Genomic DNA, 14,710 nt, shown 5'->3' with positions numbered 1-14,710 from the left:
GTCAGGTGGGCGGCGTCAGGTAGTCTTGCTCGGTGACATGTTCGAGCCAGTCGGCGCCGTTTCCGTCACGGGTTTCCTGTATCGCCATATGCTCCATGGCGGTGTCAGGGGCTGCGCCGTGCCAGTGTTCGACGTAGGGTTCGATCCAAACGCTGTCGCCGGGGCGGATCACGCGCGGGGCTTCGCCGCGCAGGGCAACGAGGCCGGAGCCGGACAGGACATGCAACAACTGGCCGACAGGATGGGTGTGCCAAGCGGTGCACGCGCCGGGTTCGAAGGTAACCCGCGCGGCAAAAATGCTTGCGGGGGGACGGCTCTCGGTCACGACATCAAGTCGGACATTGCCGGTGAAATACTCGGCGGAGCCCTGGCGGCTTGGCGTGGTGCCTGCGGGGATGATGTCGATCATGGGGAGCCCTTTCCGAAAGCAGGGCCCCGGTATGGGACCCCTGCCTGTTCTTGTTCCCGGGTCAGTCAGCCCAGCTCATTTCAGCAACCGGAATGGCCGCCGTGGGCGCATTCTGCCAGACCCCGTCGATTTCGGTGCGGACGACCGATGGCCAGGCAAGCTGGAAGAGATAGCCGTTGACGTAGTCTTCCGAGATGATCGTCTGTGCTTTGGCAAGCATTTCGGACCGCATGGCGGGATCGGTTGTCTTGTTGAGTTCGGCCATCAGATCCTGGAAGGCCGGGTTGTCATACTGGAAATAGTAGTCGGGTCGGGCGTAGATGCCGATGTCGAAGGGTTCGGTATGGCTGACGATAGTCAGGCCGTAATCCTTGCCCCGGAAGACCTGCTCCAGCCATTGCGCCCATTCAAGGTTGGAAATTTCGGTCTGGATGCCGACGGCGCGCAACTGTGCTGCGATGATCTCGCCACCGCGGCGTGCATAGGAGGGGGGCGGTAGTTTCAGCGTGGTGGTAAAGCCGTCAGGGTATCCGGCCTCGGCCAACAGTTTTTTCGACAGCTCGGGGTCGTATGCCGAGATGGCGGTCAGGTCGACATAGTCGGGATGATGCGGCGCGAAATGGGTGCCGATGGGCGTGCCCAGGCCGAACATGGCGCCGTCGATGATGGCTTGCCGGTCAATGGCGTGGGCGATGGCCTCGCGGACCTTGACGTTATCCAGAGGCGGCATCTTGTTGTTGGTCGACAGGATGGTTTCGCCCTCGGATGACCCACGAAGGACTTTGAAACGCGGGTCCGCCTCGAGTTGCGGCAGGTTTTCGGGGGCAGGGAAGTTGGGGTACACGTCGACATCTTCGGCCATGATTGCAGCGAAGGCGGCGGTGGGGTCGGAGATGAATTTGAAGGTGGCCGACTTGATCGCTGGCGCGTCGCCCCAGTAGCCGTCATTGGCCATCAGTTCGATCCGGTCGCCCTGAACCCAGTTCGAGAACTTGTAGGGGCCGGTGCCGACCGGATTGGTCTTGATATTTTCGATGCTCTCTGGCGCGACGATCACGGCGTCGCCCCATGCGAGATTGAAGAGCATGTTGCCGTTGGGTTCTGAGAGTGTGAGTTTCACGGTCATCGGGTCGACGACGGTGACTTCGGAAATCGCTGCAAACAAAGCCTTCTGGGCGTTGGTGCTGTCCTCGGCGCGCGCGCGGTCGAGGCTGAACTTCACGTCCTCGGCATCCAACGTGGTGCCGTCATGGAACGTCACGCCGTCATTCAGCATGAACGTATAGGTCAGGCCGTCCTCGGAAATGTCCCAGCTTTTGGCCAGTGCGGGCACGATGGAGCCGTCATCCATGAAGCGGGTCAGGCCTTCGAAGATGTTGATGTAAACCACCGAGTCGATGGCCTGCGCGGCTGCGGAGGTCGGATCGAGATGCGGAGGTTCGAGTTGCATGGCGACGGTGATGTCGTCCTGTGCCTGTGCCGCGCCAATCCCGGCCATGAGGGCGAAAACACTGGCCATGGCCAGCTTTCCGGTTTGAAAACGCATTGGTTTGTCTCCCTGTTATGTCTTTTTCAGTCGTCACCTTGAGGCAGCAAAAGCTGCGTCAGGCTGTGGGCCATGACCTTGGCGCTATCGATCATGTCGTCGATGCCGATATACTCGTCCGGCTTGTGCGCCAGTTCCAGAATGCCCGGTCCATAGGCAATACAGTTCTTCAGCTTGCCGATGCGATCAATATGTTTCTGGTCGTAAGTGCCCGGAGAGGCGACATATTCCGGCGATTTCCCGAGAATCTCGGTGATCGAGCGATCCACGGTCGAGACCACGGGGGCGTTTCGGTCCGTCATCGAGGGGGCGACGTGGTTGATCTCGCGCATCGCGAAGCGAAAGTTTTCACGGCTTTTTTCAAGGTCGCGCAGGATGGACTCGACTTCGCCCGAGACCCCGGCATGGGTTTCCTCGGCAAGATAACGGCGGTCGATCACGATGCGGCAACTGTCGGGTACGCAATGCGCCGGAAGGCCGGTGTAGTCCGGGTCTTGCTCGGGCTGGCCGCCATGGATCGAGTTGATGTTCATGGTCGAGGAGCGCGCGCCCTCGGGGACCACGGGCATGTCGGTGTGGCGCGCGGCCATGGCCGGGAAAAGGTCGCTTTCGAACTTGTCGAGCACGGCGCCCATATGGCGCACGGCGCAGTCTCCGAGGAAAGGCATGGAACCGTGAGCAATCTCTCCGAAGGTTTCGATTTCCGCCCACCAGCCGCCGCGGTGACCAAGGCAGATGCGGTCCTTGTGCAGCGGTTCAGGGATGATCACGTGCTGGACACGTTCGGGGGCAAAAAACCCCTGCTCCGCGAGATGGGCAACGCCGCCATAGCCCCCGGATTCCTCGTCTGCCGTGCCGGAGATTTCGATGGCTCCGGCAAAGTCTGGAAACTCCTGCAGGAAAGCTTCGGCGGCAATGATCGAGGCGGCCAGCCCGCCTTTCATGTCACAGGCACCGCGCCCGTAGATCTTGCCGTCCGAGATTTCCCCGCCAAACGGATCGAAGGTCCAGCCATGACCGACCTCGACCACGTCGATATGCGAGTTGAAATGCACGCATTCGCCCGCGTGCCGGCCTTCCTTGCGCGCCACGATGTTCCAGCGGGGGTATTTGTCGCTGTCCCCCGGTGCGCCATGGGCGCGTACAAGTTGGGTATCAAAGCCGTGACGCGTCAGCCGGGTGTCGAGGTAGTCGCAGATATCGCGGTAGCAGTCTCCGGGTGGGTTCAGTGTGGGGATGCGGATCAGGTCCTGTGTCAACGCAATCAGGTCGTCGCGCATGGTCTCGATACGGGTCATCAGGGCGTCAAGATTGGGGGTCGTCTGGGTCATCCTGGTCCTTGTCATCTTTGCGCGACGGAGCGTGATTATCTGTTGGATGCCTCCGGCGGGGGTATTTTCGGAAAAAGAAAGTCATGGGCGCCAGCCGGGACATGGTCAGCATGGCGCAGAGCGTGCTACGGTATCAATACCGTAGGAGTACGGTATGGGCGCAGGAGGTTGGGATGGATCTGGACAGGTTGGCCTATGACGCGGCCCCGGTGGGGATCGTTTTGAGCGAGGATCGTGTGATCCGGGCCTGCAATGCCGAGTTTGCCGCAATGCTGGGCTATGGGCGGGAGGCGCTTCTTGGGCAGTCGTTCCGGGTGCTTTACGGGTCGCAGGAGGAATTCGAGCGGGTGCGCGATATCGGTCTGGGCCCGTTGCAGGCGGCGCATGTCTATAGCGACGAACGGATGATGCGGCGGCGGGACGGGTCGCAGGTCTGGTGTCGGTTCAGGGCACATGCGCTGGTGCCCGAAACGCCGCTGGCGCGTCTTGTCATGACATTCGCGGTGATCTCGGACAGCCCGCCGGCGGCGCTGACTCCGCGCGAGCGGCAGGTGGTTGGCGGGTTGGGGCGCGGTCTTACAAGCAAGGAGATCGCACGGGAATTGGGGCTGAGTCCGCGCACCGTGGAAGACGTGCGGGCGCGCCTGTTGAAGCGCTTTGGTGTAAAGAATGCAACCGAGCTTCTGGGGCGGCTGACCTATTTGGCGCCCTGATCCGGATCGGGTGGGCTTAGTTCATTGAACAGGATGGTGCCGCGGCGGATCTGTTCGCGCACGACTTCTAGCTTGGATTGGAGACGGTCCTGCCGTTCCGCCTTTTTCGTCTCGGCGATTTCTTCGAGAAGGTCGGCTTCCTTCTTTTCAAGCTTGGCGAGAACTTTGGCGACGTGGGACGGTTTTACACGGGGGGCGTCGGGCTGGCCAATGCGGGCGATGTAGTCGTCTAGCTTGCGTGTTGACTTGCGGATGACCATTTCAGGCCTCCTTTTGTGCGATATGCTGTGACTGGCCGATGTCTTCGGCCTCGTCTTCTTCGATGGTCAGGAGTTGTTCGATCTCGGCAAGCGCCGGATCGGTTTCTCCATAGCAGGTCCGGGCGGCTTCGAGAAGGTTGTCCATGAGATGATGTGCGGTGCGCGCATCATTGAGAAACGATGTGGCAGCCGTGGTGGAAATGCGTTCGTCGCGGATCGCCTGTTCGACCTCTTCCGTGAGGGCGGAGCGATGGCGGCGGATCTCGACACGTTCATCATCGAGCCAGAGGCTTGAGCGTGTCTCGGGGTCAGCCTCGGACATCGCGTCAAGCTCGATCAGAATGCGGCTGATCTGGGCGCGCAGGTCATTGTAGAGGCGTGAGGCCTTGCCGCTTGGGTGGGTGGCATAGAATTCGGTGTTGCGGCGTAGGTGTTCGGCGTCCTTGGCGGCACGCGACAGACGCCCGGCGGCTTCGCGCAGGTCAAAAAGGTGGTCGGACATGTGTGGCGGCAGCTCGGAGGCGTTCAGGCGGGCGGCAAATTTGAGGATTGCACCATAAAGCGGTTTGACGCGGGTTTCGTAGGTGATGCCGGGGCTGCGCGCGAAGAGGCTTGTCGAGATGTCGCCGGCGATGTCGGTGCATTTGCGCAGGTCTTCGACGGTCACGCCAATGTCGCTGGCGACAAGACGTGTTGTGTTGGAGAGCAGATGCAGAGTTTCGTTGCGCAACGCTTCGGCAGCGGTTTCCGGGAAAAGCAGTACATCGTCGTTCAGGAAATGTGGGACCGAGATGTCGACCTTGGGTTCCGGGATTTGACGTTCGAGAAAACCCACCAGCTGGCGGGCGAAAGGCAGCATAAGGCCGACGCCAAGCACGTTGAACAACGTGTGGAACATCGCAAGGCGCAATGTGAAGTCATCCTCGGCGATGCCCACGCTGTCGCTCAGTTCACGTACGGCGGAGGCGAGCGGGACGATGAAGATCAGGGCGACGGTCGCGGTGATGCCGTTGAAAAGAAGATGGGCAAGGGCAAGGCGCCGCCCTTGGTAATTGGCAGAAATGGCGCCGATCAGAGCCGTGACAGTGGTGCCGACATTGGAGCCAATGGCCAGCGCAAGGGCGTTTTCATACGTTACCTGACTGGCGGCCAGAGCGGTGATGACAAGAACCATGGTGGCGTGACTGGATTGCATGACCACGGTCATGAGCGCACCGACGATGGCATAGACGATCAGGCCCGCAACGCCGGTCATGGCAAGACTGGCAAGGTCCATCTGGCCACTGATCTCGTCGAAACCTTCCTTCATGAAATAGATTCCAAGGAACAAAAAGCCGATGCCGCCAAGGACGCGCCCCGTGCCTTCGAGATACTTGCCGGGGGCAAAACCAAGCACGCCGGATATTGCAATCATCGGCAGCGCATAGGCGGCAATGTCGATCTTGAGCCCGATCCCCGCAATCAGCCATGCGCCCGTGGTGGTGCCGATATTGGCGCCAAAGATGATCCCTATGCCACCCAACAGGGTGATCATGCCCGCGCTGAGGAAGGAAATGGTGATCACGGTGATCAGCGAACTCGACTGCATGAGTGCCGTGGCCACGATGCCAAGGCCCAATGCCTTGGGCGTGGAAGCGGTGGACCGTTCCAATATGCGTTCGAGACCACCGCCTGAGAAATTCTGGAACCCCTGCTCCAGAAGCGACATGCCCAGAAGGAACATGGCGAGACCTGCGGCGATTTCCTGAATGTCGGGATAGACCCAGAACCCGATCAACAGGAGGGCCAACGCCAGAAGGACAGGAATGGATCGGTTCAAATCAGCGCCTCGTACATGCCAATAACGGCAAGTGTGCGGGGCGGGAGCGGTTTGCGCAAGCGCGATTTCTGCGTGCGTAATGTCAGACAGACACCGCTTCGAGCAGTTCGTCCCGGCTCAGTGTGCCAGCCGCGCCGGATTTGACCACTGCGCCCCGGCGCAGGATCACGAAGCTGTCGGCGTGCTCATAGGCAAAGTCGAAGAACTGTTCGACAAGAATGATCGCCATATCGCCTCGGTCCCGCAGGTAGTCGATGACCTTGCCGATCTGCTTGATGATATTGGGCTGGATGCCCTCGGTCGGTTCATCCAGCAACAGCAGTTTCGGCTTGGTGATCAGGGCGCGCGCGATGGCAAGTTGTTGCTGCTGGCCACCCGAAAGATCGCCGCCGCGCCGATGTAGGAACTCTTTCAGGATCGGGAACAATTCGAAGATTTCATCCGGGATGAAGTGCTCGGAGTGGGGCAGGCAGGCGTATCCGGTTTCAAGGTTCTCACGCACGGTGAGCAGCGGAAAGACGTCTCGCCCCTGCGGGACATAGCCGACGCCCAGTTGTGCCATGGCGTGGGCGGGTAGTTTTCCGAGGCCTTCTCCGTTCAAGGAGACGTCGCCAGAGCTGCGCATATGGGTGCCGGAAATCGCCTTGAGCAGGGAGGTCTTGCCGACACCGTTGGTGCCCATGATACAGGTGGTTTTGCCCAGTTCGGCCTGCATCGAGATGTCATGCAGGATTTGTGAGCTGCCATAGTGCAGGTTGAGATTGTCAATTTTCAGCATCTTTTAACGCCCCAGATACACGTCGATCACCTCTTGGTTGCTGGTCACGTGGTCCAGCGAGCCTTCGGCCAGTACCGACCCTTCGTGCAGAACCGTGACCTTGCAGTTGAGGCGGCGGACAAATTCCATGTCATGCTCGACGACGACCACGGCGCGGGTCTTTGCCGCTTCGACAAGGATCGAGGTGGTGTGCTCGCGCTCTTCCGGGGTCATGCCAGCAGCGGGTTCGTCGACCAGAAGAAGCTGAGGTTCCTGTGCCAGCAACATGCCGATCTCGAGCCATTGTTTCTGGCCGTGGGAAAGCTCGCCGGATTTGCGGGGCAGGTGATCTGTCAGGCCGATCTGCTCAGCAAGCGTGTGCACCTTTTCGGTGTCAGAGGGGCCACGTTTGTAGAACAGGACAGAGAATGGGTTTCGGTCTTTCTTTAGGGCGAGAAGCAGGTTGTCAAATACGGATTGGTCCTCGAACACCGTGGGGCGCTGGAACTTGCGTCCCACACCTGCGCGGGCGATCTGGGCCTCTGACATTTTCAGCAGGGACACCGATTTGTCACCCCAGATCACGCGGCCTTCGTCCGGCCGAGTCTTGCCGGTGACGATGTCCATGAAGGTGGTCTTGCCTGCGCCGTTGGGGCCGATGATGGCGCGCATCTCCGCCTTGCCGATTTGGAAGGACAGGTTGTTGATGGCGCGGAACCCGTCAAAGGTCACGGAGACGCCGGAAACCTCGAGAAGGGTGCTCATGCGTCGGCCTCCTTTTCCTGAAGCGCACCCGCGCCGGGGCCGAGATCCTGCCCGTGGCGGTTGGGCGGGCGACCGTTGGTCCAGTAGTCAAACAAGCCGCCGATGCCGCGAGGGGCGAACAGCGTCACCAGCACGAAGGAAAGACCAAGCAGGACGAGCCACCAGTCAACCCAGTCGATCGTGTAGAAGCCGAGCGGGATCGAGGGCACTTGTCCGCCGGTGAACCACGTCGAGACGAGAGAGACAAAGGCCGCGCCGATGACCGCACCATAAAGCCGCCCGCGCCCGCCGATGGCGACCCAGACGGCAAGGTAGATCGAAGCGATGGGGGCGATTTCGGCAGGGTTGATGATGCCCGCCTGCGGGTAATAGAGCGCCCCTGCGATGCCGGCGATGATGGCGGTGACGGTGAAGATGAAGAGCTTGTAGGTTTCGACCGAGTAGCCGAGGAAGCGCACGCGCGCCTCGTCGTCGCGGATGCCGCGCAGGACCGAGCCGAACTTGCCCGAGACCACCCATGCAGCGAAGAGATAGCCGAGGCCGAGGGCGAGGGCAGACGCCCAGAGGAACCAGAGCGAGACGGTGGCCTGCGGCACAGCGTCGAGGCCGGGCAGGTTTTGCAGGCCCGAGAGGCCGTTATTGCCGCGCAGGCCGCTGTCGTTCTGGAAGAGGAAGAGCGCGAGGGCGAGCGTCATGGCCTGGGTCAGGATCGAGAGATACACTCCGGTGACACGGCTGCGGAAGGCGAGCCAGCCGAAAACCAGGGCGAGCAGACCGGGGACGGCAACCACGAGGACCAGTTGCAGGGTCAGGGAGTGGGAAAAGGCCCAGATCACGGGAAAGTCCGAGCTGCCGACGACGCCGAAGATCTGGTTGCCGATGGCGTCGGTAACCTCCTGCGGGGTGGGCGGGATGTCGTTGTTGGCCATGGAGGTGACGATGATGTCGCGGGTGCGTTCATACATCAGCCACATGCCGATCATGTAGCCGCCGAGGCCGAAGAAGGCGAAATGGCCCAGTGACAGGATGCCGGTATAACCCCAGACGAGGTCCATCGCGATGGCGATCAGGCAGAGGCAAAGGGTCTTGCCCAAAGTTTTGACGAAACTGGTGGAAATCAGGCCGGTGCCGAGAGCCTCGGAGAGGGCGGTCACGCCGAGGGTGAACAGAGCGAGGCAGGCGAGGAAGATCAGCACCGAAGGGTTGCGGGCGAAGAGGGACTTGCTCATGTGGTTGTGCCTTTTGCGCTGGGTGGGGTGGGGGCGCTGCCCCCGTCGCCACAGGCGACTCCCCCGGAGTATTTTCGGCAAAATGAAGATGCGGACATGGGATCAGTCTCCTGCGGCCCGACCCTTGAGGGCGATGATGCCCCGGGGGCGGAACTGGATGAAGATGATGATGAAGATGATCATGTAGGTCTGGGCGGCGAGCGTGTTGGACGGGTTCATCCATTCGATGCCCTTTTGCAGGAAGCCGATCATGGCAGCGCCTGCGAGGGTGCCCCAGATATTGCCGACGCCGCCGACCACCACGGTCATGAAGCTTTGCACGATGTAGTCGGAGCCGAGTTCGGACGTGACCTTGGCAAAGAGGCCGATGGCGACGCCGGCGATGCCCGCGATGCCTGAGCCGAGGCCGAAGGTCAGCATGTTCACGCGATCCGGGTTGATGCCCATAGAGGCGGCCATGCGGGGGTTTTGCGTCACCGCGCGGGTTTCCAGGCCGAGGCGCGTGCGTCTCATGATGAAGAGAAACACCCCGAGGAAGATCAGGGCCAGGGCAAAGATCGCGATGCGGATGAAGGAGATCGACACCACGTCGTTCAGCACCCATGCCCCGTCAAGCCACTCGGGGGCGGTCAGCGGGCGGGCCTGTGTGCCGAAGATGTTCTTGGCGATCTGTTGCAGGGCGATGGAGATGCCGAAAGTGGCAAGCAGGGTTTCCAGCGGGCGGTTGTAGAGGTGGCGGATGACAAGCCGTTCCATCGCGACCCCGGCGGCGAAAGTGACGGCGAAGGCCAGCGGCAGGGCGACGAGGATCGACACGGTGTAGTTTGGGATGAACTGTTGCACCACATAGCCCGTGTAGGCACCCATCATGATGAACTCGCCATGGGCCATGTTGATAACGCCCATGACGCCAAAGGTGATGGCAAGGCCAATGGCGGCAAGGAAAAAGATCGAAGCGAGCGAGATGCCGTCTAGGGCGAGATCGAGCGTCTGGTTAAAGGCGACGCGGATTTCAACGCTTTTCAGCGCCTTGGCCGCGGCGTCGGTGACGGGTTTGGATGGTTCGAAGTAAGCATCATAGAAGCTGTGATTGGCCAGCGCGGCAGTGATGTCTTCGGCGGTTGGGCGAGGGACCGCCTTGCCTTCGGCGACCAGGGCGGCATAGGCGCGGTCGCGGGCGGCTTGGGTGTTGAGGCTTGCCACCGGAACTCCGCTGACCTTGCCACCCGATATGTTGGCCGACAGGATGTTGCGCTGCTCGCCATCGGTTATCAGGGCCGGAGCGAGGCCGTTGTCTGCAAGCAGCGTATAAGCGTCTCCGGCCGAGAGCTGTTCGGTGCCGGGTTTCAGAACGGCGGCGATATTCTCGGTTTCGGGCACCGCGCCGGGAGCGGCTTTGCGGGTGGTCGCAAGAAGGGTGTTCAGTGTGGCGCGGGTATCGAGTGAGATGTCCTTGGAAATGGTTTCGATGGCCGCGATGCGGGAGGCATCGTCGCTGTCGAATCGGATCGTCAGGAGTGTTTCGAGCTGTTGTTTGCGGATTTTGATAGCGGGGTCGGTTTCGCCATCGATGGAAGCGCGCAGGGGGGCGAGGTGGCTGGGTTCGGGATCGCGCTGGATGGCGGTGAGGGCGTCGAGGCGGCGCGCGGGGTCAGGATCGGAAAGCTGGAACTGAACAAGCGCGACGCCAATCAGGGCGCGAACCCCGCTGTTGGGTTTCAGTTGCCTGAGGTCACCCTTGTCGAACTCGCCGACGGTTTGACCGGTGTCGAAATCGGTCAGGCGATAGGTTTTCTTAGCCACTTCTTTGGCTGAGAAGAACAACCCGTCGGATTTGCGTTGCCACATGTCCTTGGCCTGCCAGGTTTCCAGGACAGTCTGAGCCTGGGGCAGACCGCTGGCTGCGATGGCGTCGATGGCCGGGCCAATGGATTTGCGCGACCCTTTGGCGATTGCGTCGCCATGGGCCTGCAATACCTCCTGAACGGTGGTGGGCTGGGCCTGCAATGTGGGGGAAAGGAACAGGATGGCCGCAAGGGCGGCGAGGAGTACCCGCATGAGTGCTACCAGATAGTCAGAGGAGAATGGGGCAGGGGAAGTGCTCCCCTGCGCCCGGAGATCAGGGGATCAATAGTTGGACAGAAGCTGAACGCAGCTTTTGGTGTCGGTGTTGTACATACCGCAGCCCAGCTCTTTCCAATCCGACTTGAGTACCGCCGATTCCGGCAGGAAATCGGTCCAAGCGTCGCCCGGAACCTCTTCGGTCTGGGAAATGATGTCGAACTGGCCGTCTTCCTGGATTTCGCCAATCAGGACCGGCTTGGCGAGGTGGTGGTTCGGGAGCATCACGGCGGTGCCGCCGGTCAGGTTCGGAACCTCGATGCCGTACATCGCTTCGCGCACTGCGTCGACGTCGGTGGTACCGGCTTTCTCAAGCGCTTTGACATACATTTCAAAGCCGATCACATGCGCTTCCATCGGGTCGTTGGTGACGCGCTCTTCACCGGCAAAGGCCTTCCACTTGGCGATGAACTCTTCGTTCAGGTCAGATTCGGCCGACTGGAAGTAGTTCCACGCGGCGAGGTGGCCGACGAGGTTGGTTGTGTCCAGACCAGAGAGTTCTTCTTCTCCCACCGAGAAAGCGACGACCGGGATGTCGTCAGCCGACACGCCAGCGGCGGCCAGTTCCTTGTAGAAACCGATGTTGGCGTCGCCGTTGATCGTCGAGATCACGCCCACTTTCTTGCCATCAGCTCCCAAGGCTACAACGTCAGCGACGATCTTCGACCAGTCCGAGTGGCCGAACGGCGTGTAGTTGACGAAAATGTCCTCTTCAGCAATGCCTTTGCCCTTGAGATAGCTTTCCAGGATATTGTTGGTGGTACGCGGGTAGACGTAGTCGGTGCCCAGAAGCGCAAATTTCTCGACGCCCAGTTCCTCGAGGAAGTAATCCGTGGCCGGGATTGCCTGTTGGTTCGGGGCAGCACCGGTGTAGAACACGTTCTTGGAGCTTTCTTCACCTTCGTATTGCACGGGGTAGAACAGCAGACCGTTCAGTTCTTCGATCACCGGCAGAACCGATTTGCGCGAGACCGAGGTCCAGCAGCCGAACATCACGTCGACCTCTTCAACGGTCAGAAGCTCACGGGCTTTTTCAGCAAACAGGGGCCAGTCGGAGGCGGGGTCGACAACCACGGCTTCGAGCTGCTTGCCGAGAACGCCGCCTTTCTTGTTCTGCTCGTCGATGAGCATCAGCATGGTGTCTTTGAGCGTGGTTTCGGAAATGGCCATGGTGCCCGAGAGCGAATGCAGAACACCGATCTTGATGGTGTCTTCGGCGGCAAATGCCGTGCCGGCGAGGCCAGCCAGCATGGTGGCGCCTGCGAGGGTGGATTTCAGGAAGTTCATGTGCGTCCTCCAGCAAGGTACGGTACGCAGCCCTTGCGCAATGGCGCATTCGGTCCTACGTCGAACCCTGCAACTTGATGTTGCAAAACGTGTGGTGGCCTGTATCGAGGTCCAAGTCGTTGGGCCGCCACACACCCGAGAAATGTAAACGTGTGTCCGTTCGCGCTCTGGGTGCCTTACCTTTCTGCGATGCAGCACAAAGCTCAAACCATGGCGCCGGGAAAATGGGCAGAGGGTCTTGGGTGCTTGTGTTTTGGGCGGAGAATGGCGGCGATGCCCGTTTGTTGGGCGCCGGGTGGGCGGACATGTTCGGGTTTGTTTTGAAAATTCAGCAGGGGAGGCGCGTTTGCGCATCCTTGGAGCAAGCAGTTTCCCGCGCCTGATCGAGCGATTCTACGTTGTCGGGCAGCGGATGACGCCTTGAGGAGCAGACCTTGACGCGAGTCTGAGACATATTCGAGAAGAATTTACCGCGCTGACGTTCACAAAATGACGCTATTGCCTTGCAAAACGGCTTGGTGAATGGCACCCGTCTGGGCCAACCCCTTTTGGGGAGAGATCAATTCCGGGAGAGCCTGACATGCCTGATCTTCGTTCCAAGACGTCCACTTTTGGCCGCCGCATGGCCGCAGCCCGCGCGCTTTGGCGTGCGACCGGCATGCAGACCGAAGATTTCGGAAAGCCCATCGTCTGCGTGGTGAACTCGTTCACGCAGTTCGTGCCGGGGCACGTGCACCTCAAGGACATGGGCCAGCTCGTTGCGCGCGAGATTGAAAAGGCAGGGGGCGTTGCCAAGGAAATGAACACCATCGCTGTGGATGATGGCATCGCGATGGGGCATGACGGCATGCTCTATTCGTTGCCCAGCCGCGAAGTGATCGCGGACAGCGTGGAGTACATGGCCAATGCCCACTGTGCCGACGCGCTGGTCTGTATCTCGAACTGTGACAAGATCACACCGGGTATGCTGATGGCGGCGATGCGGCTCAATATCCCGGCGATTTTCGTGTCGGGCGGCCCGATGGAAGCTGGGAAGGTGATCCTCAAGGACGGCGAGCATAAGGCGGACCTCGTGACCGCGATCGTGGGCGCGACCGACGAAGATCGCAGCGAAGAGGACGTCGAGAAGCTGGAGCGTTCGGCCTGTCCGACCTGTGGGTCGTGCTCGGGTATGTTCACCGCCAACTCGATGAACTGTCTGGCGGAAGCGCTGGGGCTGGCCCTGCCGGGCAACGGGTCGCTTCTGGCGACGCATTCCAAGCGCAAGGGGCTGTTCGAGGAAGCTGGCCGCAAGATCGTGGAACTGTGTGACCGTTGGTACAAGGAGGGCGATGAAACCGCCCTGCCGCGTGGGATCGCGACCTTTGAAGCCTTTGAGAACGCCATGGCGCTGGATATCGCGATGGGCGGGTCGACCAACACGGTGCTGCACCTGCTGGCGATTGCCCATGAGGGCGAGGTGAATTTCACCATGGCCGACATGGATCGCATGAGCCGGGACATTCCGCATCTTTGCAAGGTGGCCCCGTCGACGCCGCTTTATCACATGGAAGATGTGCACCGCGCGGGTGGTATTGCCCGGATTATGGGGGAACTGGACCGCGAGGGAAAAATCCACCGCGACTGTGCAACCGTTCACGAAAAAACCGTGGGTGCGTTCATCGATAAGTGGGACGTGCGCCGCGAAAGCGCAGGCAACGAGGCGCGTGACCTGTTCATCGCCGCTCCGGGCGGTGTGCGCACGACCGAGGCGTTCAGCCAGTCACGAATGTATACCGAGCTTGACGTCGACATCAAAGATGGCTGCGTGCGCGATTTCGAAAACGCCTATTCGGAAGAAGGCGGGCTTTGTGTGTTGTTCGGCAACATTGCGGAGCAGGGCTGTATCCTGAAGACCGCCGGTGTCATCAAGGAGATGTACGAGTTCGAAGGCACGGCCAAGGTCTTTGAATCCATGGAAGACGCGATGCATGGCATCCTGCAGGGTGAGGTGAAGCCGTACTCGGTGGTCGTGATCCGCTATGAGGGACCGAAAGGCGGACCCGGCATGCAGGAGATGCTCTATCCGACAGCATACCTGAAATCCAAGAAGCTCGACACGACCTGTGCCTTGCTGACGGATGGGCGTTTCTCGGGTGGTACGGCGGGGCTGTCGATTGGTCACGCCTCGCCGGAAGCAGCGGAGAAGGGTGTCATTGGCCTCGTGGAAGATGGCGACAAGATCAAGATCTCGGTGCCGAACCGGTCGATCCATCTGGATGTGAGCGACGAGGAGCTTGCCCGTCGTCGTGCGAACCATCCGCAGGCGGACAAGAAGGTCTGGAAAGCCGAAGGGCGTCCGCGCGCTGTGTCCAAGGCGCTCAAGGTCTATGCGGCGCATGTGTCGAACGCGTCGCTCGGAGCGGTGCGGCTGCTCGACGAAGACGAATAAATTTCGCAATTTGCGAGATTGGACGGGGTCGCGTTTGCGGCC

General features: G+C 60.6%; 12 protein-coding genes. 2 read left to right on the top strand and 10 right to left on the bottom strand.

Features of this window, described 5'->3' with window-relative positions; all coding sequences use genetic code 11:
• Position 1: 1 nt before the first annotated feature.
• From BMZ35_RS04575 to BMZ35_RS04565, 3 genes are all read right to left on the bottom strand, one after another.
• Positions 2-409: a (R)-mandelonitrile lyase gene (locus tag BMZ35_RS04575; protein ID WP_207502896.1), complete on the bottom strand. Its 408-nt coding sequence runs from the start codon at positions 407-409 to the stop codon at positions 2-4.
• Between the two features lie 61 nt (positions 410-470).
• Positions 471-1,955: an ABC transporter substrate-binding protein gene (locus tag BMZ35_RS04570; protein ID WP_093091301.1), complete on the bottom strand. Its 1,485-nt coding sequence runs from the start codon at positions 1,953-1,955 to the stop codon at positions 471-473.
• A 26-nt stretch (positions 1,956-1,981) separates the two neighbouring features.
• Positions 1,982-3,286 carry an acetylornithine deacetylase/succinyl-diaminopimelate desuccinylase family protein gene (locus tag BMZ35_RS04565; protein ID WP_207502894.1) on the bottom strand — a complete coding sequence of 435 codons (1,305 nt, stop codon included), beginning with the start codon at positions 3,284-3,286 and terminating at the stop codon, positions 1,982-1,984.
• Positions 3,287-3,459: 173 nt separating this feature from the next.
• Between BMZ35_RS04565 and BMZ35_RS04560 the strand changes: the two genes are divergently transcribed.
• Positions 3,460-3,999, top strand: a complete 540-nt coding sequence (locus BMZ35_RS04560) for a PAS and helix-turn-helix domain-containing protein (protein ID WP_093091299.1) — start codon at positions 3,460-3,462, stop codon at positions 3,997-3,999.
• Here the strand turns inward: BMZ35_RS04560 and BMZ35_RS04555 are convergent.
• From BMZ35_RS04555 to urtA, 7 genes are all read right to left on the bottom strand, one after another.
• Entirely contained in the window at positions 3,984-4,259 is a 276-nt protein-coding gene (locus BMZ35_RS04555) for a hypothetical protein (protein ID WP_093091297.1), read from the bottom strand. The two genes, BMZ35_RS04560 and BMZ35_RS04555, sit on opposite strands and share 16 nt — an antisense overlap.
• 1 nt (position 4,260) lies before the next feature.
• A complete protein-coding gene (locus tag BMZ35_RS04550) occupies positions 4,261-6,078 on the bottom strand; it encodes a Na/Pi cotransporter family protein (RefSeq protein WP_093091295.1) in 1,818 nt (605 codons plus the stop codon).
• 82 nt (positions 6,079-6,160) lie between these two features.
• Entirely contained in the window at positions 6,161-6,856 is a 696-nt protein-coding gene (gene urtE, locus BMZ35_RS04545; RefSeq protein ID WP_093091293.1) for an urea ABC transporter ATP-binding subunit UrtE, read from the bottom strand.
• A 3-nt stretch (positions 6,857-6,859) separates the two neighbouring features.
• Entirely contained in the window at positions 6,860-7,600 is a 741-nt protein-coding gene (urtD, locus tag BMZ35_RS04540) for an urea ABC transporter ATP-binding protein UrtD (protein ID WP_093091291.1), read from the bottom strand.
• Entirely contained in the window at positions 7,597-8,829 is a 1,233-nt protein-coding gene (gene urtC, locus BMZ35_RS04535; protein WP_093091289.1) for an urea ABC transporter permease subunit UrtC, read from the bottom strand. Before urtC ends, urtD begins: the two co-directional genes overlap by 4 nt.
• A gap of 102 nt (positions 8,830-8,931) precedes the next feature.
• On the bottom strand, positions 8,932-10,887 hold the full coding sequence (gene urtB, locus BMZ35_RS04530; RefSeq protein ID WP_093091288.1) for an urea ABC transporter permease subunit UrtB: 1,956 nt from the start codon (positions 10,885-10,887) through the stop codon (positions 8,932-8,934).
• 69 nt (positions 10,888-10,956) lie between these two features.
• Positions 10,957-12,237, bottom strand: a complete 1,281-nt coding sequence (gene urtA, locus BMZ35_RS04525) for an urea ABC transporter substrate-binding protein (RefSeq protein WP_093091286.1) — start codon at positions 12,235-12,237, stop codon at positions 10,957-10,959.
• Positions 12,238-12,817: 580 nt separating this feature from the next.
• Between urtA and ilvD the strand changes: the two genes are divergently transcribed.
• Positions 12,818-14,668 (top strand): dihydroxy-acid dehydratase, encoded by a 1,851-nt coding sequence (gene ilvD, locus BMZ35_RS04520; protein ID WP_093091284.1) that lies wholly within the window; start codon positions 12,818-12,820, stop codon positions 14,666-14,668.
• Positions 14,669-14,710: the final 42 nt, after the last annotated feature.

Source organism: Shimia aestuarii (genome assembly GCF_900114635.1).
Taxonomy (GTDB): Bacteria; Pseudomonadota; Alphaproteobacteria; order Rhodobacterales; family Rhodobacteraceae; genus Shimia; species Shimia aestuarii.
Note: the sequence above shows the minus strand (reverse complement) of the source record. Positions and strands in the feature narration are given on the sequence as shown.